This is a genomic window from Streptococcus pseudopneumoniae ATCC BAA-960 = CCUG 49455, from assembly GCF_002087075.1.
GTDB lineage: Bacteria > Bacillota > Bacilli > Lactobacillales > Streptococcaceae > Streptococcus > Streptococcus pseudopneumoniae.
Genome location: NZ_MWSM01000016.1, coordinates 1 through 21,162, shown reverse-complemented (window position 1 = coordinate 21,162; position 21,162 = coordinate 1). Strand labels below are relative to the sequence as shown.

Here is a 21,162-nt window from a genome sequence, read left to right as displayed (position 1 = left end):
TAGTTTGCTCTTTGATTTTTATTGAGTATAAACACAAGAAAACTCAGACCGAATTCGTCTGAGTTTTTATGATCTTAAATTTTCTAGGTAGCGCTGGGCTGTCTCTAGGTTAAAGGTTTTATCTGCGATGAGGCGCTCGACTAGGGGAGCAACTTCGGATTCACTAGCACCTGCGAGAAGTGCCAAAGATTTAGCCTGCAATTTCATGTGGCCTTGCTGAATCCCTGTACTCACCAAGGCTTTGAGGGCCGCAAAATTTTGAGCAAGACCGATGGACACGATAATCTGGGCTAATTCTCTGGCAGAAGGATTTCCTAGTAGATCATGACTGAGAGCTACACGTGGGTTGAGGCCGATAGAGCCACCCTTGGTCGCTACAGGCATGGGTAAGGTCATCTCACCGACCAATTCTTCTCTTTCAAGATCCAGCGTCCAGCGACTGAGACCTTGATAGCGCCCGTCTCGACTAGTAAAGGCATGAGCCCCCGCCTCAATGGCACGCCAGTCATTACCAGTGGCAATCAAAATGGCATCAATACCGTTAAAAATCCCTTTATTGTGGGTAGCCGCTCGATAAGGATCAGCTTGCGCAAACTGACTAGCCAAGGCTATCTTCTCTGCAATTTCTCGTCCTTGCTCCTTTTGGCGGATCAAGTAGCGAAAGGCGATGCGACAGCTTGCAGTCACCAGAGAATCAGTTGCGTAGTTGGACAGGATTCCCATGAGACTCTGTCCCTGACTGAGTTCTTCTAAGACTGGTTTCAAGGCTTCCAGCATGGTGTTGAGCATATTGGCACCCATGGCTTCCTGGGTATCGACATGAATATAAACAACGAGAAAGTCTGGTTCGCCTTTTATCTGCTCGACATGCAGATCACGCGCCCCACCTCCACGTTTAACGATAGAAGGATAGGCTTGATTGGCAAGTTCTAGGAGCTCTGCTTTCTTGCTGGCAATCTTCTCTTGCGCTTGTTCAGGGTCAGCAACTTGATAAAGGGCTACCTGTCCAATCATCTGGCGCTCATGAACCTGAGCAGTAAAGCCACCTGCTCGCTTGATGATTTTACTAGCATAGCTGGCCGCAGCAACCACGGACGGTTCTTCTGTCACATAGGGAACTGTGTATTCCTGACCGTTAACGAGAACCTCTGGGACCAGCGAATAAGGCAGAGAAAAAGTTCCCACCACATTCTCACTCAGCTGATCTGCCACAGTTACACTCATCTGTTCATCCTGCTCTAAACTCTCTTGCCTCTCAGGACTAAGGAACGCCTGAGCTTTTAACAGCTCGAGGCGCTCTTGGTATGATTTTTTAGAAAATCCATTCCAACTTATCTTCATTATTTTTCAACCTTGCTATAACGGCGTTGGTGATCAACAATTTCAACCAAGGCAAAATCTTGATTTTCATAGCCAGCAAACTGAGCAGAATTTGTTTCATCTAAGTCTACTTCTTCAAAGAAGACTTTTTCATAGTCTGCAACAGATAAGGCAGTTCGTTGGTTGAGCTTGTTCAAGCGGTCTTTATCCAGATAAGCTTCATAACCTTCAACCAATTCACCGCTGAAGAACTCAGCTACAGCACCACTTCCGTAACTATAAAGGGCGATTTTATCCCCAGCCTTCAAGCTATCTGTATTTTCCAAGAGAGACAGAAGCCCAAGGAAAAGTGAACCTGTGTAGATATTCCCCACCTTTTGACTGTAAAGAATAGACTGGTCAAAATGCTTTTGCAAGAGGTCTTTTTTCTCTTGAGGCAGGCTCTTATCCATGATTTTTTTCAAACCTTTTAAGGCTAATTTAGGATAAGGCAAATGGAAACAAACAGCCGCAAAATCATCCAAAGTAAGCTGGTAGCGTTTTTGATATTCAAGCCAAGTCGTTTTCAAACTATCCAAATATTGTTGGGTAGAATAGACACCATTTACATAAGGAGTTGTCGAGTAATTTGGACGCCAAAAATCCATGATGTCACGGGTTTGAGCAACATTGTCATTATTAAAGGCCATCATGCGTGGATTTTGTGTAATCAACATGGCCACACTTCCAGCACCTTGAGTTGGTTCTCCTGGAGTTTCAATACCGTACTTGGCAATATCACTGGCAATGACCAAGACCTTGGACTCTGGAGAATTTTCCACATGCAATTTGGCATAATGAAGGGCAGCTGTCGCTCCATAGCAGGCTTCTTTAATCTCGAAACTACGCGCAAAGGGCTGAATACCCAGCAAGCCATGCACAAAGACGGCTGCAGCCTTACTCTGGTCAATTCCTGACTCGGTCGCCACAATGACCATGTCAATTTCTGCTCTTTCTTGCTCAGTTAAAATAAAGTCACTAGCACTGGCCGCCAAGGTCACGATGTCCTCAGTTAAGGGCGCAATACTCAATTCCTCGAGTAAGAGTCCTTTGCTTAATTTTTCAGGGTCAATTCCCCTCGCTTCTGCTAAGTCTTGTAACTTCAAGACATATTGACTGGTCGCAAAACCAATCTTATCAATACCGATTGTCATATTTACCTCTGTTTTATCATTCATGTAAAAAATCGTTCGGTACTATTTTATCACAAATGGCAGTAAAAGAGATAAAAAAGACTTGATTCACCAAATCAAGCCTCTTATTGGTCATAATTTCAAAGAATGATTAGTTGCTAGAGAGTTCACCGATATAAGTAGCTTTATAAGCCCCATTCTCAGTTATCAGTTCCTGGAGGATTAAATTTCCTGAGTAAGTCCTTCCCATCTCATCTACAAATTCTTGATAAAACTGACTGGTCGGAATTTCTCTGACATCCTTATCAAATGTCTTGTCAAGTGTTTTACTAACCTTTTCGGCAATCAACTGATGCTCTTGTAATCCACTTTGAAACTCTGAACCCAAACTAGAAACCATGACTGGGATAAGCAACAAAGTCAGTAGACTTACAGACAATAAGGAAAATAGTGATTTTTTCATGATTTTTCCTCCTTTATATAGAGAGAATAGCATACATAGAAAGCCTTGTCACTATATTTATCTCATTTTTCAGAAAATTCTTTTATTTCTGTAAAGTCTACGATACTCGATGTGTTTTTATATAATGATACAGTCTGAGAATCACTGTTCCGCTAGCCATTCCAATGGAAATGACCAGAGCCAGCATAACAACTAATGTTGCACTTGCCAGCGCTTTATTATAGTCCCCTGTCACAAAAAAGGCAGTTGTCCGATAGGAGAGATAACCCGGAACCAAGGGTGCCAAGATTGCTAAGATAAAGACCACAGCAGGAGTCTTATAAAGAATACTTAAAATCTGGCTGACACAAGAACCTATAATGGCTGCAATAAAAGTAGCCACAATAACATTGGTCGGTTCCTTGAGCAAGAGATAGACTAGCCAGACAGCCATGCCCAAAATTCCTCCTGGTAAGAGCATGGACCGCTGAACATTGAGTACGATTAGAAAGGTAATAATAGCAAGAAGACTTGCTACTGCTTGTAATAAAAAGGTTATTAGTGTCATATTAGTTCATCAATACCAAGGCGACAGAAGTTCCTGCCCCTAAAGCAAGGGTAATGAGCAGGGATTCAAACATCTTGCTCATACCAGAGTTTATGTGGTTGGTCATAATATCACGAACCGCATTGGTCAAGGCAATTCCTGGAACAAACGGCATGACCGCACCAGCTATAATCAAGTCTGCCGTTGAAGGAAAGCCTGTGTAGCGAGCCCAAAACTGGGCAATCATTCCAAAGACGAAGGCCCCAGCAAAGGCTGTCACAAAGGGAATTCGGATAAACTTCTCCACATAGAGGGAAAAGGCAAAACCAAATAAGGTCGCCACTCCTGCCCCAAGTGCGTCGTAGATATTTCCACTAAACATAACCGAAAAGAAAGGAGCACTTAAGGTCGCAGCCAGAGTTACCTGCAACTTAGTATAGGGAAGGGGTTGGGCCTGCAAGGCCGTCAATTGCTTAAAGGCTGTTTCTAAATCAATCTGCCCCCCAACCAGCTGACGAGAAATCTGGTTCACATCGCAGACTTTTTCGATGTTATAAGAAGAGGAGGTCACCCGCTTCATGCGCGAAATATTGGTATTTTCAATAGAGAAAAAGATAGCGGCAGGCATGGCAAGGACATTGCAATCCACAATCCCCTGCGAATGCGCAATCCGAATCATGGTATCTTCTACGCGATGAATCTCTGAACCACTTTTAAGGAGAATAGTCCCCGCTAGCATAATCACATCGATGACGGCATTTAATTCTCTTGATTCTTCCATGCGTTCCTCCTTTTATCAACTCCTTCTATTCTATCACAAATCCGGACTCAAAAAAAATCTTTGCCATGAAATCATGACAAAGATTGATTACTTATTTTGATTATCCATCTGATTTTAAGGAGTAGCTGAACTTGTTTTAGGTTTGTAGATTGAAATCTTGACCCTTGTCTTATTGAGGTCTACCTTTTCACCTGCTCTAGGACTTTGTTCAACAACCATGCCTTCTGCACTACCTGCAGGTGCTTTCGTCACTTCTACAACTTCTATATTGGCTTCCTTAATCCCAACAATTTGAATCAAATTGTTCTTAGTAAACTCCAAGCTGGAACCAATGTAACTCGGCATGGCAACACTTGTAACTTTTTTAGCTACTGTCAAGACGATTTGAGTAGGTTTACTCAAATCATAAGGGATACCTGCACCTGGACTTTGTTTCATAATCGTTCCTGGTTCGCTTTCGCTGGACTCTTCTTCCTCTATCTTAATCAAATTCTCAGGAACCTTCTTCTGCTTGAGTTCTGAGATGACTTCTGTAGAGTTCCGTCCAATATAGTTCCCTAATTGAATCGTCGTAGCTTTTTTAGCCACTGTCAAGACAATTTGAGTTGCCTTGCTCAAGTCATAGGTCGTACCTTCTGGTAGACTTTGCTTCATGACCGTTCCAGCCTCACTCTCCTTGGACTCTTCTTCCTCAATTTTAATCAAATTATCTGGAACTTTTTTCTCTTTTAATTCCGCAATGACATCAGATGATTTCCGACCGACATAATTACTAATTTGGAAAGATTGCTTGCCTGATGAGACAACCAAATTGATTTTCGTTCCTTCTTTTCGACCAGTTCCAGCGCCAGGATCTGTACGGATAATCCGCCCTTCCTCCACCTTTTCACTAGCCTCTGACTTCTCCTCGCCAATCTCAAAATTGGCTTTCTTGAGGGTTTCCTTGGCTTCCGCAACTGTCTGACCTGCCACATCTGGAATGGCAATGGTTGCAGGAGTTCTGGATAGTATCCAAATAAGAGAGGCTGCCACCAATACAAGGCTGGCCAAAAAAATCAGGTAACGCATCTTAAATCTACGTTTTTTCGGTGCTTGTGATTGGTAAGTTTCCTCTGTCACAGCCTGGCTTGTTTTTTTGATTGGTTTGTGTTCTGTCTGCGCTTGAACCTTAGGAATAGATGTCAAGGTACTCTGGGAAACCTTCGGTAAGGTCTTGGTATCTGCCTTAGTCGCATCGTCAAAGATCAGCTTTGGTTCATTACGACGATTATAAGACAAACTACTAGACAAATCCACATACATCTCAGCAACTGATTTATAGCGATCTGTCAATTTCTTAGCAGTTGCCTTGATAACAACATTCTCCAAAGCCTGGGGCACAGATGGATTCTCAGCAATAACGGACGGCAGGGGTTTTTGGAAATGCTGGAGAGCGATGGTCACTGCACTATCCCCATCATAAGGGATATGGCCTGTCAGCATCTCATAGAAAATGATCCCCATGGCATAGATATCACTTTGTACAGTCGCCTTAGAACCACGCGCCTGCTCTGGTGACAAGTAATGAACGGAGCCCAGCATCGAGTTAGTCTGAGTCAGACTCGTCTCAGCAAAGGCTACTGCAATCCCAAAGTCTGTAACCTTGACAGTCCCATCTGGTGTCAAGAGGATGTTTTGAGGTTTCAAGTCCCTGTGAACAATCCCTCTGGTATGAGCCAAACGCATGGCGAGAAGAATTTGTCCCATGATACGGACGGCTTCTTCATTAGAAAGAGGATAGTGTTCCTTGATATAGCGTTTAAGGTCAAGTCCAGCCACATACTCCATAGCGAGGTACTGTTGACCGTCTTCCTCACCAATATCTGTTATCCGAACGATATGAGGATGGTCTAAATCTGCCATAGCTCTCGCTTCACGCTGAAAACGAGCTACAGCTATCGGGTCCGTCTGGTAGTTGGTCCTCAGAACCTTCACTGCCACTTCTTCCCCGTCTAGAATCAAATCTTTGGCTAAGTAAACATCTGCCATGCCTCCTCGACCAATCTGTTTGACAATCCGATAGCGTCCGGCAAAAATCTTGCCGATTTGGATCATTCTGCATCCTCCTCGTTCATAGAAACAAGGGCAACCGTAATGTTGTCTAAACCTCCTGCATTGTTAGCAAAACGAACAAGTGTCTCCGTTTTATCTGCTAAAGGAATATCACTGGTTACAATATCACGAATCTCACTGCCTGAAATCATGTTGGTCAAGCCGTCACTATTGAGCAAGAGATAGTCACCTGACTCAAGGATCACTGTCCCAAAATCAGGCTGAATTTCATCTTTTTGCCCAATAGACTGGGTGATAATATTTTTTTGCGGATGAGCTTCTGCCTCTTCTGGTGTCAATTGACCAGCCTTGAGTAATTCATTGACCAAAGAATGGTCGCTCGTCAACTGATGGTATTCTTCTCCACGAATCAAGCCGATACGCGAATCACCAATATGAGCATAGATAGCCTGATTATCGATAATAGCAAGGACTTCCAAAGTAGTTCCCATGCCTCTGTAAGCTTCATCCTGACCAAGCTGGTGAATCTTTTGATTTTCAATTTCTAGGTAATGGGCGAACCATTCACGCACTTCATTGACTGTATCGATTTGGGTATCAACCCAAGCTATACCTAGGTCTGTTACCGCCATTTCACTAGCGATATTCCCTGCGCGATGACCTCCCATCCCATCAGCTAAAATAATCATGGTACGTCCAGCTCTATTGACATAGTGGTTGACATAGTCTTGGTTATTTGTTCGTTTCTGACCAACATCTGTTAATAATGAAATTTCCATGTGTCAGTTCCTTCCTAATCCGATATCTTGCGAAATTGACTGATGAAGAATCCATCACTTCCATACAATTCAGGTGTAATGAGGATACAGCCGTCTTTCATGATATCCTTACATTCATGTTCTAGTTTTACCTGCTCGAACTCGGGATGACTTTCTAAAAAGGCCTCAACAACTTGAAAATTCTCCTCTGAGACAATAGTACAGGTGCTATAAGTTATTATACCACCTTTGCCTAGTGTTTGACAAACACTACCTAATATTTCTAGCTGAATTTCCTGTAAGGACGCGAAATCTGCCGTTTCTTTATTGTATTTGATATCTGGTTTTCGGCGCAAAAGACCGATTCCTGAACAGGGAGCATCCACCAAAATCTTATCAAATGAATTCTGCCCAAAAAACTCATGCACCTTTCTGGCATCCAATTTTTGCCTTTGAACCCGATCTGCAACTCCCAGACGTTGAGCATTTTCTTGGATTAAGTCCAACTTGTGATCGTACAAGTCCAGAGCAGTAACCTGACCTGTCGTGAGATAAGAGGCTATATGGGCTGTTTTCCCACCCGGAGCCGCACAGGCATCAAGCACTCGCTCATCTCCCTGCAAATTCAAAGTTGGCGCAACCAGCTGACTAGACTCGTCTTGGATGGTTATAGTCCCTTCTGCAAACAAATCATGGCCTGCAAAATGCCCTTGCTCCTTAACCAGACCAGTGGTTGCTAAAAGGGAATTATTCGCCTCCAATAAGGCTTGGATTTCCTCTTTTCGGCTTAAATCAGTTACACGAATACTGGCTTTGTTTCGCACCAAGAGACTTTCAAAAATAGCTTGCGCTCGCTCCTCTCCGTATTCTTCCTTGAGCTTTGCAACTAGCCAAACCGGAAGGGAATAAGCGATGGAGTCACGCTTGTTTTTTCGTTTGATGCTAGCAATATCTGGCCAGCCTTCACGCAAGATACGGCGAAGGACGGCGTTGACCAATTTTTCACTGCCTTTTTTACGGACTTTGGCCAATTCCACTGCTTCATTGACCACAGCATAATCTGGAATCTTGTTCAAATAGCGGAGCTGGTAGGCACTCATGAGAAGAAGGACATAGAGCCAGTTATCTAACTTATCTCTGTCTTCGATAAAATGGGATAGGTACCATTCCAGAGTCAGTTTACGGGCTACCGTTCCATAGACTAGCTCGGTCACTAAGCCCTTGTCTGCTGCCGAAAGTTGACTTCCCTTGAGATGCTTATTTAAGGCGATATTTGAGTATGCTTGATTGATAAAAACATCCTCTAATACTGCCAGGGCTAAACTTCTAGCCGTTTCTACTTTAGTCACCAAATCGTTCTCCTACAGTCAATGTACGTCCAACTCCGTTGAGGAAGGAAGCGATGTCCATCTTAGGCTTACCAGCTGGCTGCACTTGCTTAAGAGACAAAGCTCCTTCTGCCGTTGCGACAATCAATTCTTTCTTGCCGATAGAGAGAATCTCTCCTGGATTTCCCTGACCTTCTACTGGCAGGGCTTCATAAATCTTAAAGCGGTCGCCCTTAAGGAAAGTATGGGCAACAGGCCAGGGGTTCATCCCTCTGATTTGGTTGAAAAGTTGACGATTGCTTTTAGTCCAATCCAACTTTTCTTCCTCTGGCTTGATATTTGGCGAGAAAGTAACCTGACTTGGATCCTGCGGTTCAGGTTTGATGTCACCAGCAATGTAGGCAGGCAAAGTATCCAAAAGCAAATCACGACCAACTAGCGCCAATTTTTCAAACAAGGTGCCAACATTGTCCTCATCTGTGATCGGAATACTACGACGAGAAATCATATCCCCTGCATCCATTTCCTTAACCATCTCCATAATGGTTACACCAGCTTCCTCATCACCTTGAATCAAGGCATAATGGATCGGAGCACCACCACGATGTTTAGGAAGGAGTGACGCGTGAACGTTGACCGCAAAGTCCATGCTATCAAGGAGTTTACTTGGGAGAAACTGGCCAAAAGCGGCAGTCACAATCCCATCTGCTCCTAGCTTCATAAGATCTTCCATCTCTGGACTTCCAGATAGTTTTTCAGGTTGGTAGATAGGAAGTCCTGCCTCTTTTGCAGCTTGTTTAACTGGGGTTTCCTGGATAACTTTTTTACGTCCGACAGCACGGTCTGGCTGGGTCACAACGGCTAGAATTTCGTAACGGTTATCTGTCAAAAGTCCTTTTAAGACTGTTGCTGAAAAGTCGGGTGTCCCCATAAAGATTAGTTTTGTCATATCTTCTCCTTCTTATAAAAATTGCTGTGGCTCATGGTCAATGCTGAGACGGAGCTCACTATTTTCCCTTTCTTGAGTCAAGGCCAAGACCTGGTTGAGGGTTGGTCCCAGCTCATCTTCTAAACGGTATTTAATTAAAATCTGGTAATGATAGAGGTTGTGAGTACGGGCGATGGGTTTGGGCGTTGGCCCGAGGATGTTACTGGTTTCAGACAAACCTGACCGCAAAATGTTCATGACTTCATAGGCACGTTTGACCACCTCTTCTTCTTTCTTGTGAGAAAGGGTAATGCCAATGGTGAAATAGTAAGGTGGATAGCCAAGTTGTCGTCTGATACCCATTTCATAAGCATAAAAGCCTTCGTAGTCCTGGTCTTTTGCAAATCGAATAGCGTAGTGCTGAGGATTGTAAGACTGAATCAAGACCTGCCCAGCTTTTTCAGCACGTCCTGCTCGACCTGCCACCTGAGTCAAGAGCTGGAAGGTTCTCTCAGAAGAACGGAAATCAGGCAGATTCAAGGCCGTATCCGCATTTAGAACACCGACTAGGGTCACATTTGGAAAATCCAATCCCTTGGCAATCATCTGAGTACCTAGTAAAATATCTGCTTCTCCTCGCCCAAACTGGTCAAGCAGAGCTTGGTGACTACCTTTCTTACGAGTCGTGTCCACATCCATGCGCAGAATGCGAGCCTGGGGAAAGAGTTCTGCTAGCTCGTCATAAGCCTTCTGTGTCCCTGTCCCATAGTAGCGAATACTGCGGCTCTTACAGTTAGGACAGACCTGAGGAATGTCCTTCGAAAAACCACAATAATGGCAGTTCATATTCTTGGTATCCATGTGCAAGGTCAAGGAAATATCACAGTTGGGACAAGTATCCACCGTCCCACACTCCCGACACATGACAAAGCTAGAATAACCACGGCGATTGAGCATGAGAACCACCTGCTCTTTTTTAGCCAGACGGTCCTGAATCGCTTCTAGCAAAGGAGGCGTAAAATTTGACGTCTCGTTTTGTCCGATATAGTCCCGAAAGTCAATCACTTGAACCTCAGGGATTCTAGCTAAAGGATTGGCGCGTTGGGTCAGACGTAAATGTTGATAAACGCCTTTGCCAGCCCGAGCACGGCTTTCCAGACTAGGAGTTGCTGAACCAAGCACCAGAGCCGCTTGATTATAATGAGCCCGTAAAATAGCCACCTCTCTAGCATGGTAACGGGGATTACTGTCCTGCTTATAAGTCGCTTCATGCTCCTCATCGATAATCATGACACCTAGATTTTTCAGCGGAGCAAAGATGGCAGATCTAGCACCAACAACAACTTGGGCATCGCCGCGTTCCACCTTGCGCCATTCATCATACTTTTCACCATTGGACAGGCCTGAGTGAAGAATGGCCACTTTCTTACCAAAGCGAGCAATAAAACGCTCCGTCATCTGCAGAGTCAAGGAAATCTCAGGCACTAACAAGATGGCTGTTTTCCCCTTATCCAAAGCTCCTTGGATTATTTGTAAGTAAACCTCGGTCTTCCCACTTCCTGTGATCCCTTGAAGGAGGAAGGGAGGCTGATGACTACCAATAGCACTCACAACCGCATCACGCGCCTGTCTTTGCTCTGGATTCAACTCCAAAGGCTGACTTGCTTCAATCCCTTCAAAATAAGCAGCCGAGCGTTGCACTTCCTTTTGGACTATGGACACAGCACCTTGTTCCACAAAAAAGTTGACCTGCTCCCGTGAGTAGGACTCTAACAAACTAGCCAAGGAAGCACTCTCAGGATGAGACAGCAAGTAATCTCTCAATTCCAACTTTTTCTTGGCACGCGCAGATATTTCAACACCTTCTAATTGAGCTAGATTCACCTCATACCAAGACTGGGTCTTGACCTTCTTTTGATCGACTGCCTGATATTCCAGACCAAGTAGGCCTTTTCTAGTCAAACGCATCATTTCAGCTTGCTTACCTAAATCCAGAGAAGAAAAGGCTAGTGAATCTTCAGAACCAAACAAGCGCTCTCGGTCTTCCTGACTCAGACCTTCCAGAGGATAGAGAATCTTGTCATAGCTAGAATTTAGAAATCCCGGTAGCATAGCCTTGAGAATAGAGATTTTGTAAGAAAATACAGATTTGCGGAGCTCCTCAGCCAGCCAGAGTTGTTCTTGCGTGAGAACAGGAGAAAAATCCAGTACCTCGGCAATATCTTTTAAATCTTGACTTACCCCTTCTTCATCCACTTGGGACTCCAAACCAAGAACAATCCCTTGAATCAGGCGATTGCCCTTACCAAAAGGCACATGAACCCGCATCCCAACTTCTAGCATTCCCTCAAATTCCTTAGGAATCTTGTAACTATAGGGCTGGTCCGTCTGCATCAAGGGCACATCTACAATAATATTGGTTATAACCATCTTCTCACCTCCTCCTTGTCAGTACATTCTTACAATAGAAAAAATAAGATTGAGTCCCCCCAACCTTAAATTTTTTCACCATCTTCTTTTTCTTTAGCGATTTGCTCTTTGATTTTCTTTTCTTCTTCTTCTTTGCGGCGTTTTTCTTCTTCGATACGGCGACGCACTGCTTCACGTTTCCCTTCTGGGTCTGGGTGAATGGTTACGTTTCCTGATTCGATTTCTTCTAGAGCGCGAAGAGTTGATTTTTCAGACTTGAAACCTTGAGTTGCTGGTGCACCTGCTTCCAATTCGTGGGCACGTTTTGCTTCCAAGATTACGAGTGAATATTTTGAAGGAACCTTGTCGAGCAAGGTATCAATAGAGGGTTTTAACATCATTTGCTTGTACCTATTTTCTAAATTTTATCGGGTAGTTGGAGACTTTGGTAACATCTCCTGATAGTGACCAATGACACGGTCCACACGGAAGTGCTCTGCTTCGATCACACGTTTGACACGCTCAGCAGCTAGGGGCACCTGATCGTTGACAATCGCATAATCATACTCACGCATGAGAGCAATTTCTTCCTTGGCTTTTTCGATTCGTTGGGCAATCACTTCTGCGCTATCTGTTCCACGACCTACCAAGCGGTCTTGTAATTCATCCAAATCTGGTGGTGTCAGGAAGATAAAGACAGCATCTGGAACCTTTTTCTTAACCTGAAGAGCACCCTGAACTTCAATTTCAAGGAAAACATCGATTCCCTTGTCCAAGGTTTCATTGACGTAGGTCAGAGGAGTTCCATAGTAGTTGCCGACATATTCTGCGTATTCCAACATCTGTCCTTGACGAATCAGCTCTTCAAACTCTTCACGAGTACGGAAGAAATAGTCACCACCGTCCACTTCTCCAGGACGTTGTGCGCGTGTCGTCATCGATACAGAGTATTGAAATTGATTTTCAGAACTCTCAAAAATCTCTCTTCTAACCGTTCCTTTGCCAACCCCTGAAGGACCAGAAAAAACGATTAGTAAGCCTCGGTCTGCCATTGTGTCTCCTTTTAGTCAGTCTGTGAAATAACATTTCTCTAGAATAATGGCAAAAAGCCAGATTATCCTTTACAGTCTTTCTATCTAGTGTAACAAAAAAGCAGTAATTTTTCAACTGCTCTTTCTTATTTATTTAGATGTGTTGTGATTCGAACGTGAAATATCGCTTTTAAAATATCTTCAGAAAATAGGTCTATACCATTTACAAATGAAAAAGAAAGGTTTATAATGTAATTGACATAATAAATTGTAGAATCAATTTTTTAAGGAGGTTAACATTATGCCTAACTATATTAAAGCGGATCAGTTTTTCTACCCACACGGAGTTCGTCGAGGTGGTTACTTGGAACTTGTGGACGGCAAGTTTGGAAAACATGTAGAGCAGATTCCTGAAGGAGCTGAGGTGATTGACTATACAGGTTATAGCATTGCTCCAGGACTTGTGGATACCCACATTCATGGATTTGGCGGTGTGGATGTTATGGATAATAATATCGAAGGAACGCTTCATACTATGAGTGAAGGACTCCTCAGCATGGGGGTAACGAGCTTCTTGCCAACAACTTTGACATCGACTTATGAGCAATTGCTTGCGGTAACTGAAAATATCGGTGCTCGTTATCAAGAAGCAAGTGGCGCGAAAATTCGTGGAATTTATTTTGAAGGGCCTTATTTCACAGAGAAATACAAGGGGGCTCAAAACCCTGCCTACATGAAAGATCCTCGCATGGATGAGTTTCGTGCTTGGCAAAAAGCAGCAAATGGCTTGCTAAATAAAATTGCTCTTGCGCCAGAGCGTGAAGGTGTAGAAGACTTTGTACGGACTATCACCGGAGAAGGTGTAACGGTTGCTCTTGGGCACTCAAACGCGACTTTTGATGAAGCTAAAAAAGCAGTCGATGCTGGAGCGAGTGTTTGGGTACACGCCTACAATGGAATGCGTGGGTTGACTCACCGCGAACTGGGTATGGTTGGAGCCATGTATCAATTACCTCATACCTATGCAGAGTTGATCTGTGATGGCCATCACGTAGATCCAAAAGCCTGCGAAATTCTTATCAAACAAAAAGGGACAGAAAACATTGCTCTTATTACAGACTGTATGACAGCTGGTGGATTGGAAGACGGTGACTATATGTTGGGAGAATTCCCAGTTGTCGTTGCAAATGGAACTGCACGCCTCAAATCGACAGGTAACTTGGCAGGTTCTATCCTCAAACTCAAAGATGGTGTGAAGAATGTAGTCGAATGGGGAATTGCGAATCCGCATGAAGCAGTCATGATGGCCAGCTTCAACCCAGCTAAATCCGTTCACATCGATGACGTCTGTGGACAAATTCGTGAAGGTTATGATGCAGATTTTATTGTTTTAGACAAAGATTTGGAATTGGTAGCAACCTATCTAGATGGTGTGAAACGTTATCAAGCATAAGAGAGAAGAGTCTGGGCAAAAGTCTAATTTGAGGAGAAAATCCAGTAATACTCCTTTGAAGTCAAAAAGCAACAAACACTGTCAACTATTTGTTACAACTCCATTAATTAGTATTCCACTTTCTAAAATCAGTATTTTGAGCTGTGCAATCCAAGTCTTCTAATTTGTTTTTTAATTTCTGTTTAGTATAAATTTTACTTGGGCAGTAGACCAACTTGGAGCGTTTACGAGTTGTTCCAGGCTCAGTTTAGCTTGTTTTCTTAGTCTCTTCTTTGTCTTTCTGTGAGACTTGGGAGAGAGGATGTTTTCCTTATAGAGTATTTTTCTAACAGTTGTATCAGAGAGCTGAATTCCCTCTTCTTCAGCTAGTAATTCACAGAAATGAAGGACATTTGGTTTATATGTTTCATAGGAGAGGTATTTCTTTAGGACACGTTCTTTGATTTCATCAGGGATTGCATGTTTTGGTTTTCGATTTCTGTTTCCGTGTCTGAAGGCTTTTTTTCCTTTCTGTTGATAGGCTAGTAGCAGACGATTGATTTGTCTTTCAGAAAGATTCAGTTCGACACAGGGTCGTTTCTTTGTTTTCTTTCCTTGGTCTATAGCTTTTATCACAAGATATTTTTTCGTTTCATTCATATTCAGTTGGATACTTTTCATACGACTATTTTATCAAATGGGACATTTTCACGTTCGATTTACTAAATGAAAGTTATATAATGAAGTTAGCCACCCAGCCCTCCTAAAAATTAGATGGTTCAACTAGCTGAAAGTGTAGACATAAGAAAACACCTCTGTGTTATACTTGTTGTTCAACCACAAACACAAGAAAGGCACAGAGATGCGATATTTTAAAAGAGTTGGATTTCTCCAACTCTTCTCTTTTTAATACACGTTATTTTGATTTGACTGGCTTGTCTTGAGCTGTCTTCAAGGCTGTGGCAATCGTATCTGCATACAATTTTGCTCCTGCTTCAATAGTGCTAGTGTCACTTCCGAAATGGACTTGGTCTGTTCCTGCCCAAATTTCTGGATGCTCTTTCGCAACTTGATTCCAATCTGCTATCGTGATGTAAGGTGTCTTCTCTGCCAATTCTCTCATGTAGGCAGCAGCCTTCTCAACGATGGCATAGGTCTCTTTTGTCTTATCTCCCTCATAAGGAGTCACCAAAACCATATGGTGGCCCTTAGGAAGATTTTTCACGATACTGTCCCAGTCTTCCTTGTAATTTTCAGGATTATTTACCCCAGTCGCAATGACCACCATCTTAGGTAAAAATTTATTTTGGCTATTGTTTATCATGATTTCATTGGCAGTCTTGGTTGTTCTGCTGACCTGCGCGTTAATTTGTGCTCCAGGAAGAGCTGTCTGCAGGGCTGTATTTGCCCTTAAAGCCACCGAGTCACCAATTAACATAGTGCCATCAGCAATTCCTAAACTATCAGCTTCTGCTCGTTCTGCTATCACTTTTGTTTGGGCAATAGTACTAGCAGCTTGCTTCAAGCCATTGACAGTTAAGTCTGTCTCAAACGCTCCCACTTGTGGTGCCAACAAAGTCACTAAGAAGACAATGAAGGCCAAGATTCCCGTACTTGTTGCAAGAATTGTGTGAATATAAGGCAGGGGACGAAGAGTTTGTAAAATAGGTGTGTTCTTGCCTGCAATCCAAGGTTCCAATACATAAAATGAAAGACTGGCAAATCCATAAGAAAAAATCAAAGTTAATAACACAGCAAGAAGATTTGAGGTCAACTGTGAGAAAATGATGTAGAAAGGCCAATGGAAGAGATAAACTGCATAGCTAGTATCCGCTAAAAAGCTAATCATCTTTGTCTCTTGTATATGATGTGTCTTTTCATGTAAGACACGCGCCGCCAGAATCATAGCAAGAGCTGCAAGGCTAGCAAGTAAGAAGCCCATAAGATAGGCAAAAAGATAGGTAAATTTGACAAAGAAGGTCAAAATGAGTAAGAAGCCAAAACCTCCTCCAAAAACCAAAAGGGTCTTGCGTAAATCCCAGATTTTATCCAACTGCTTGACGAGGGAAGTCGTCTGACGAACGCCTACAATCGTTGCTAGGATACTTCCCAAAAAGAATGGATAGACATGAGTTAAACTGGAGAAGTAAACAGAGGAATAAGAGGTCACTAGAAAACTACCAATAAACATGGAGAAGAAGCTGATCAAGAAGGCAGCAGCTGATAAGAGAAAAACCATTCCCCTCAACTGACCATTTGATTTGGACTGTTTGGATAAGAACCAAACTGCCAATCCCCAAAGAATATAGTAGTGAACCTCAACGGCCAAGCTCCAATTATGAACAAACAAATGAGGAATGAACTGAGATTCATAACTCCCACCTGTTAGCAGTTCATAGAAGTTAGTCATAAAGCCTAAAACACCCGCAATCTGACCCCCAATTCCAGCCACATAATCTTGGCGAACTAGAAAGGTAAAGGGCATGGTTACCAAGACCATCAAAATCACAGGTGGCACAATCCGATAAAAGCGTCTCCTAAAAAATCCAATCAAGTCAATCTCATGATTTTTAGAAAACTCTTCGATGAGTAGAGCCGTAATCAGGAAACCTGAAAATGTGAAAAAGACATCTACCCCGAAAAATCCTCCAGGAAAGATGGTCTGAAAGAAATGATACAAGAGTACCAGTAGTAAACCTGTAATCCTAATCAAGGAAAACCATTTAATGCGCATACGAGTTTATTCTCCCTTTCATTATACACTTTATTCTATCAAAAAAAGAAGAAAAATCCTAAGAGAAAACTTAGGATTTTTAGCTTATATCTATTCCGTTTTAGAAATTGCGTCCTGACTTATTATAGCCATATTTTTCCACAAAATACTCACGGAATTCCAAGAGATTGTCATCCATGATGGCTTGTCGCACTTGCTTCATCAGGTTAAGCAAGAAGTAAAGATTATGGTAGCTAGTTAAGCGGATACCGAAGGTTTCATCAGCTTTGAGTAGGTGACGAAGGTAGGCGCGTGTGTAGTTCTTACATGTGTAGCAATCACACTCAGGATCCAGTGGCGTAAAGTCCTCAGCAAACTGGGCATTTTTGACAACCAAACGTCCCTGACTGGTCATACAAGTCCCGTTACGAGCGATACGAGTCGGCAAGACACAGTCAAACATATCCACCCCACGAATGACCCCATCAATCAAGCTATCTGGCGCTCCGACACCCATCAAATAGCGAGGTTTATTTTCAGGAAGCAGTTGGGTTGTGAAGTCCAAAACCGCATTCATCTCTTCGTGGGTTTCTCCTACTGCCAAGCCACCGATAGAGTAGCCTGGGAAATCCATGCTGACAAGGTCATGAGCCGATTGGCGACGCAGGTCTTCAAATCCTGCCCCCTGCACAATCCCAAATAACCCTTGGTCATGCGGACGACGGTGAGCCTTCAAACCACGCTCAGCCCAACGACTGGTACGCTCGATTGATTTCTTAACGTAATCGTAAGGTTGATAAAACTGAGGACATTCGTCAAAGGACATCATGATGTCTGAGCCTAGATTATTCTGAATAGAGATAGCTTTTTCTGGCGATAGGAACATCTTGGAACCATTGAGATGGTTTTTAAAGGTTACTCCTTCTTCTGTGATATTACGGCTATCTGCTAAGGAATAAACCTGAAAACCACCACTATCTGTCAAGATAGGCTGGTCCCAATTCATGAACTTGTGGAGACCACCTGCGCGAGCAATAAGTTCATCTCCAGGACGAAGCCAGAGATGATAGGTGTTTGACAGGATAATTCCCGAACCCATCTCCTTCAATTCTTCAGGCGACTGAGTTTTGACAGTGGCTTGAGTCCCAACTGGCATAAACATAGGTGTTGGGAAGGTGCTGTGGGGAGTGATGATTTCTCCCAGACGAGCTCCTGTATGTTTTTCTTTCTTAATCAAACGGTATTTGATTGGTGAATCTGACATTTTTTACCTCCGAAGCTGGGAAAGACAGTCCCAGTTCATACTTTGTACCCAAGGGCATACTGTATGATTTTATCAAAAAAAGCTGGAACTGTCACGAACTATGGTATAATAAGAGAATGAACTATCCAAAAATTGATTTAAAAACAATTCGTCAGGAGTCAAAACATTTTCAGGCTGACACCCCCCGTCTCTTTCTCCTCTATATCCTTCCCAGTATGCTGGTCATCTTATCTGGTTTTCTTAATCCCTTATCTCGGATCCACGTGACTGTTTTAGAACAGCCATTTTTCAGCATACTTGGTCAAATACTTCAAGCCTACCTCTTTCCTCTACTAGTCTCCTTTATCGGGACTATTCTTTTGACCAGTTCCGTCTATGCAACCCTGACACTCATGAAAGATTCTAAAACGGAGCCATCTGTAAAAAACAGCCTAGCTCTCTTTGATGAGGAGCGCTTTTCTCAAACCTTTTTGACCCTACTTCTCAAACGTTTCTATCTCTTTTTATGGAGTATCCCTAATTTACTTGGGATTTACTTCCTCTTTTATAGTAGCTTTTTAGCCCAAAAATTCGTCACCCTACATCCTGAGTTTCCAAATCTAGATCTCTCATCAGTTGAAACCGAGCGTTTCCTCATGGTCTTTGGACTCTACTTTCTTGCAAGTCTCATCTTGATCATTGTAGGAAATATCCTCTATATTCCACAGTATTATGCCTATTCACAGGTGGAATTTCTTCTCTGTTATAGTCTAGACCTAGGACAGGCCTCACCAAGACGAATCCTAAAAACTAGCCGTTCCTTTATGAAGGGCTACAAGTTCCAGCACTTTGTCCTAGATTTACAGCTTCTTCCTTGGTACTTCCTCAATTGGATTACCTTTGGCATTGCTAGTTTTTTACTCCTACCTTATATCCAATGTACTAAAATCAGCTTTTATAGAGCAGTACTTAGAGCAGCACTTAGTAAAAAATACCAACTAAACTACCCCTGATAGGGCTAGTTTTTCACTCCTACCCTACATTCAAATTAATTAATAAAATGATTTTTTACCGAGCAGTATTGGCTCGAAAACGTCCAAAAGCTTGAAGGTTTTCCCTCAAGCTTTTTTCTATCAATGAGTTTCTCCGCCTACCAACTTGAGGTCTTGATCTCCATGTTCTATAATGGCTCCGATTGCCGCTTCTATCCCTCGCCTAATATCCACTAAACTCATAGCTGGAGTTGTAGGTCGATTCACCACCTATTCCATCATATAAGGAATATGCATAAAACCTGCCTTAACATGTGGAAATTTCTTTTCTACCAAATAGAGGGCCTGATACATCAAATGGTTGCAGACAAAAGTCCCTGCCGTATTGGAAACAGAGGCCGGCAAGCCCTCTTTTTTTATAGCTTGAACAATCGCTTTAATCGGTAAACTACTAAAGTAGGCCGAAGCACCGTCTTGGCGAATGGAAAGGTCAATCGGTTGATTACCATCATTATCAGGAATGCGTGCATCGTCTTGATTTATAGCCACTCGTTCAGGCGTCAAGCTAGATCTTCCACCTGCTTGGCCAATACAAAAGACAAAGTCAGGTTGATAGCGGTTCATCTCTTCTTCCAATACTTGAGCCGATTTGTGAAAGACTGTTGGCACTTCTAACCAACGGACCTCAGCACCATGGATTTCAGCTGGTAAACCTTTAATGGCCTCCAAAGCTGGATTAACCTTTTCCCCTCCAAAGGGCTCAAAACCTGTCACTAATACTTTCATTTCTAACTCCTCAAAACAAATTCAATGAGACTTTTTCTTAAAAACAAGTATAACATATTTCCCTTATTCCGGAGTGAAAAGGACTAGCGAGACTAAGATTGACCTTTGAACTTATTTAAAGAGAAAAATACTAATCAAGGCTAAAATAGCTGGCTCACCTTGCTTCAAAATAATTTTCTTATCTGCTGTGAGAGAGCCATAAGCCGCAGCACCAATCACAAATAAAACAAAAATAGTCACAATTTCTAAATTCTGTGAGAAATAAATCCCATACAGGAGAAAGACTCCTAGCAGAGCATTATAAATCCCTTGATTTTTAAACAGTGAACTTACCGACGGACGAGCTAGTTCTTCCCTGTCCATGTTAAAGACACGACTAGTCGCTTCTGATTGCGTTGCAATACTTTCCAAATAAAAAATGTAAAAATGCTCCAAAGCAACGATTGTTGCTAAAATAATTGTAATAATTGACATCTATTTCTCCTTAAATTTCTATATTTTCAATGCTCAAAACCAATTTGTTTAATAAACGGCTGAATTCTGTTCTCTCAGACTCTGTTAAGATACTTTCCATCTCTTTCTTAACCTTGATATGCTGCAGAGGTGGATTCATCACTAACTGCTCCTTGGCATACTTCGTAGCCTCTACCAAGACTTCTCGCTGATTTTCAGGATTACGATGACGCTCCACCAAACCTTCCTTTTCTAAAATCTTAAAATGCCGTGTCAAAGCAGCCTGATCAATCTTCAAACGCTCCTGAACCGCTATTTGATTACAAGGGGAATGCTTCAACAAAAATAATAAAATCTGATACCGTGTCAAACTAATCCCAAGCCTTTTTTCAAACAATTGCGTACTCGCTTGCTCAGACAAGCGGAGTTGATACAGTAAATCTTGAATCTCTATCATTTCTTCCTCCTTTCTATTGATTTATCAATAGTTGATTAATCAAGTTTAATATAATACTGGACTAAAATCAAAAAACATCTTATAATAGTAGTTATGAAACTTACAAACGAAGAAACACAAAAAATTGAACAACTCCTAAGAGATTCATCGTACGCCAAATATCACAAACGTCTACAGATTATTTATTTTCGCTCAAAAGAAAAGAGTTATAAGGAAATCATGGATTTGCTAGATTGCAATAAAACAACTGTTTGGAGGAATTTGAAAAAATATAAGGAGTTTGGTTTAGAAGCGCTTCTTCAGGAGACCCGTGGTGGA

General features: G+C 42.5%; 19 protein-coding genes and 2 pseudogenes. 3 read left to right on the top strand and 18 right to left on the bottom strand.

Annotated features, from left to right (window positions below; translation table 11 throughout):
• Window positions 1–66: 66 nt before the first annotated feature.
• The 12 genes from B4W83_RS04155 to gmk form a co-directional block, all read right to left on the bottom strand.
• Window positions 67–1,341 (bottom strand): hydroxymethylglutaryl-CoA reductase, degradative, encoded by a 1,275-nt coding sequence (locus tag B4W83_RS04155; RefSeq protein WP_000704367.1) that lies wholly within the window; start codon window positions 1,339–1,341, stop codon window positions 67–69.
• Window positions 1,341–2,513, bottom strand: coding sequence for a hydroxymethylglutaryl-CoA synthase (locus tag B4W83_RS04150; protein ID WP_000151945.1), 1,173 nt, complete (start codon window positions 2,511–2,513; stop codon window positions 1,341–1,343). The genes B4W83_RS04155 and B4W83_RS04150 overlap by 1 nt, the downstream gene beginning before the upstream one ends.
• 130 nt (window positions 2,514–2,643) lie before the next feature.
• A complete protein-coding gene (locus B4W83_RS04145) occupies window positions 2,644–2,892 on the bottom strand; it encodes a hypothetical protein (protein ID WP_025170610.1) in 249 nt (82 codons plus the stop codon).
• Between the two features lie 160 nt (window positions 2,893–3,052).
• On the bottom strand, window positions 3,053–3,502 hold the full coding sequence (locus tag B4W83_RS04140; RefSeq protein ID WP_000172685.1) for a threonine/serine exporter family protein: 450 nt from the start codon (window positions 3,500–3,502) through the stop codon (window positions 3,053–3,055).
• A gap of 1 nt (window position 3,503) precedes the next feature.
• On the bottom strand, window positions 3,504–4,262 hold the full coding sequence (locus B4W83_RS04135; RefSeq protein WP_000392948.1) for a threonine/serine exporter family protein: 759 nt from the start codon (window positions 4,260–4,262) through the stop codon (window positions 3,504–3,506).
• A 114-nt stretch (window positions 4,263–4,376) separates the two neighbouring features.
• Window positions 4,377–6,356, bottom strand: a complete 1,980-nt coding sequence (gene stkP / locus B4W83_RS04130) for a serine/threonine-protein kinase StkP (protein WP_000614554.1) — start codon at window positions 6,354–6,356, stop codon at window positions 4,377–4,379.
• Window positions 6,353–7,093, bottom strand: a complete 741-nt coding sequence (locus tag B4W83_RS04125) for a Stp1/IreP family PP2C-type Ser/Thr phosphatase (protein ID WP_000406237.1) — start codon at window positions 7,091–7,093, stop codon at window positions 6,353–6,355. Before B4W83_RS04125 ends, stkP begins: the two co-directional genes overlap by 4 nt.
• A gap of 14 nt (window positions 7,094–7,107) precedes the next feature.
• Complete coding sequence (gene rsmB / locus B4W83_RS04120) at window positions 7,108–8,421, bottom strand: 16S rRNA (cytosine(967)-C(5))-methyltransferase RsmB (RefSeq protein WP_007284879.1); 1,314 nt, start codon at window positions 8,419–8,421, stop codon at window positions 7,108–7,110.
• Complete coding sequence (gene fmt / locus B4W83_RS04115) at window positions 8,414–9,349, bottom strand: methionyl-tRNA formyltransferase (RefSeq protein WP_000163714.1); 936 nt, start codon at window positions 9,347–9,349, stop codon at window positions 8,414–8,416. Before fmt ends, rsmB begins: the two co-directional genes overlap by 8 nt.
• A gap of 12 nt (window positions 9,350–9,361) precedes the next feature.
• Window positions 9,362–11,758 (bottom strand): primosomal protein N', encoded by a 2,397-nt coding sequence (locus B4W83_RS04110; RefSeq protein WP_000237176.1) that lies wholly within the window; start codon window positions 11,756–11,758, stop codon window positions 9,362–9,364.
• Window positions 11,759–11,823: 65 nt separating this feature from the next.
• On the bottom strand, window positions 11,824–12,138 hold the full coding sequence (gene rpoZ / locus B4W83_RS04105; RefSeq protein ID WP_000979235.1) for a DNA-directed RNA polymerase subunit omega: 315 nt from the start codon (window positions 12,136–12,138) through the stop codon (window positions 11,824–11,826).
• A gap of 24 nt (window positions 12,139–12,162) precedes the next feature.
• The gene (gmk, locus tag B4W83_RS04100) at window positions 12,163–12,789 is read right to left on the bottom strand and encodes a guanylate kinase (RefSeq protein ID WP_000775034.1); all 627 of its coding nucleotides are present in this window, start codon (window positions 12,787–12,789) and stop codon (window positions 12,163–12,165) included.
• Window positions 12,790–13,069: 280 nt separating this feature from the next.
• Here gmk and nagA point away from each other — a divergent pair, with 280 nt between their 5' ends.
• Complete coding sequence (gene nagA, locus B4W83_RS04095; RefSeq protein WP_001134440.1) at window positions 13,070–14,221, top strand: N-acetylglucosamine-6-phosphate deacetylase; 1,152 nt, start codon at window positions 13,070–13,072, stop codon at window positions 14,219–14,221.
• A gap of 246 nt (window positions 14,222–14,467) precedes the next feature.
• Here nagA and B4W83_RS04090 read toward each other — a convergent pair.
• The 3 genes and pseudogenes from B4W83_RS04090 to tgt form a co-directional block, all read right to left on the bottom strand.
• Window positions 14,468–14,860: pseudogene (locus B4W83_RS04090) on the bottom strand (helix-turn-helix domain-containing protein); the annotation flags it as partial.
• A 256-nt stretch (window positions 14,861–15,116) separates the two neighbouring features.
• Window positions 15,117–16,934 (bottom strand): acyltransferase family protein, encoded by a 1,818-nt coding sequence (locus B4W83_RS04085; protein WP_001220862.1) that lies wholly within the window; start codon window positions 16,932–16,934, stop codon window positions 15,117–15,119.
• 100 nt (window positions 16,935–17,034) lie between these two features.
• Window positions 17,035–18,177 carry a tRNA guanosine(34) transglycosylase Tgt gene (tgt, locus tag B4W83_RS04080; RefSeq protein WP_001285257.1) on the bottom strand — a complete coding sequence of 381 codons (1,143 nt, stop codon included), beginning with the start codon at window positions 18,175–18,177 and terminating at the stop codon, window positions 17,035–17,037.
• Window positions 18,178–18,293: 116 nt separating this feature from the next.
• On the opposite strand from tgt, the gene B4W83_RS04075 reads away from it, so the two are divergent.
• Window positions 18,294–19,169: a DUF975 family protein gene (locus tag B4W83_RS04075; RefSeq protein WP_001108854.1), complete on the top strand. Its 876-nt coding sequence runs from the start codon at window positions 18,294–18,296 to the stop codon at window positions 19,167–19,169.
• A 120-nt stretch (window positions 19,170–19,289) separates the two neighbouring features.
• Here the strand turns inward: B4W83_RS04075 and pcp are convergent.
• From pcp to B4W83_RS04055, 3 genes and pseudogenes are all read right to left on the bottom strand, one after another.
• Window positions 19,290–19,934 (bottom strand): annotated as a pseudogene (gene pcp / locus B4W83_RS04065) (pyroglutamyl-peptidase I).
• A 111-nt stretch (window positions 19,935–20,045) separates the two neighbouring features.
• The gene (locus tag B4W83_RS04060; RefSeq protein WP_000022854.1) at window positions 20,046–20,408 is read right to left on the bottom strand and encodes a DUF1304 domain-containing protein; all 363 of its coding nucleotides are present in this window, start codon (window positions 20,406–20,408) and stop codon (window positions 20,046–20,048) included.
• A gap of 10 nt (window positions 20,409–20,418) precedes the next feature.
• Window positions 20,419–20,844, bottom strand: coding sequence for a MarR family winged helix-turn-helix transcriptional regulator (locus B4W83_RS04055; RefSeq protein ID WP_000570119.1), 426 nt, complete (start codon window positions 20,842–20,844; stop codon window positions 20,419–20,421).
• A 93-nt stretch (window positions 20,845–20,937) separates the two neighbouring features.
• Between B4W83_RS04055 and B4W83_RS04050 the strand changes: the two genes are divergently transcribed.
• Window positions 20,938–21,162, top strand: a 225-nt coding sequence (locus B4W83_RS04050) for a helix-turn-helix domain-containing protein (RefSeq protein WP_142246428.1), incomplete at its 3' end; no start/stop codon positions are given.

Bases quoted from the DNA above. Each gene is read 5' to 3' on its own strand.
- B4W83_RS04155 (WP_000704367.1), bottom strand. From the start codon at position 1,341: ATGAAGATAAGTTGGAATGGATTTTCTAAAAAATCATACCAAGAGCGC.
- B4W83_RS04150 (WP_000151945.1), bottom strand. From the start codon at position 2,513: ATGACAATCGGTATTGATAAGATTGGTTTTGCGACCAGTCAATATGTC.
- B4W83_RS04145 (WP_025170610.1), bottom strand. From the start codon at position 2,892: ATGGTTTCTAGTTTGGGTTCAGAGTTTCAAAGTGGATTACAAGAGCAT.
- B4W83_RS04140 (WP_000172685.1), bottom strand. From the start codon at position 3,502: ATGACACTAATAACCTTTTTATTACAAGCAGTAGCAAGTCTTCTTGCT.
- B4W83_RS04135 (WP_000392948.1), bottom strand. From the start codon at position 4,262: ATGGAAGAATCAAGAGAATTAAATGCCGTCATCGATGTGATTATGCTA.
- stkP (WP_000614554.1), bottom strand. From the start codon at position 6,356: ATGATCCAAATCGGCAAGATTTTTGCCGGACGCTATCGGATTGTCAAA.
- B4W83_RS04125 (WP_000406237.1), bottom strand. From the start codon at position 7,093: ATGGAAATTTCATTATTAACAGATGTTGGTCAGAAACGAACAAATAAC.
- fmt (WP_000163714.1), bottom strand. From the start codon at position 9,349: ATGACAAAACTAATCTTTATGGGGACACCCGACTTTTCAGCAACAGTC.
- B4W83_RS04110 (WP_000237176.1), bottom strand. From the start codon at position 11,758: ATGGTTATAACCAATATTATTGTAGATGTGCCCTTGATGCAGACGGAC.
- rpoZ (WP_000979235.1), bottom strand. From the start codon at position 12,138: ATGATGTTAAAACCCTCTATTGATACCTTGCTCGACAAGGTTCCTTCA.
- gmk (WP_000775034.1), bottom strand. From the start codon at position 12,789: ATGGCAGACCGAGGCTTACTAATCGTTTTTTCTGGTCCTTCAGGGGTT.
- nagA (WP_001134440.1), top strand. From the start codon at position 13,070: ATGCCTAACTATATTAAAGCGGATCAGTTTTTCTACCCACACGGAGTT.
- B4W83_RS04085 (WP_001220862.1), bottom strand. From the start codon at position 16,934: ATGCGCATTAAATGGTTTTCCTTGATTAGGATTACAGGTTTACTACTG.
- tgt (WP_001285257.1), bottom strand. From the start codon at position 18,177: ATGTCAGATTCACCAATCAAATACCGTTTGATTAAGAAAGAAAAACAT.
- B4W83_RS04075 (WP_001108854.1), top strand. From the start codon at position 18,294: ATGAACTATCCAAAAATTGATTTAAAAACAATTCGTCAGGAGTCAAAA.
- B4W83_RS04060 (WP_000022854.1), bottom strand. From the start codon at position 20,408: ATGTCAATTATTACAATTATTTTAGCAACAATCGTTGCTTTGGAGCAT.
- B4W83_RS04055 (WP_000570119.1), bottom strand. From the start codon at position 20,844: ATGATAGAGATTCAAGATTTACTGTATCAACTCCGCTTGTCTGAGCAA.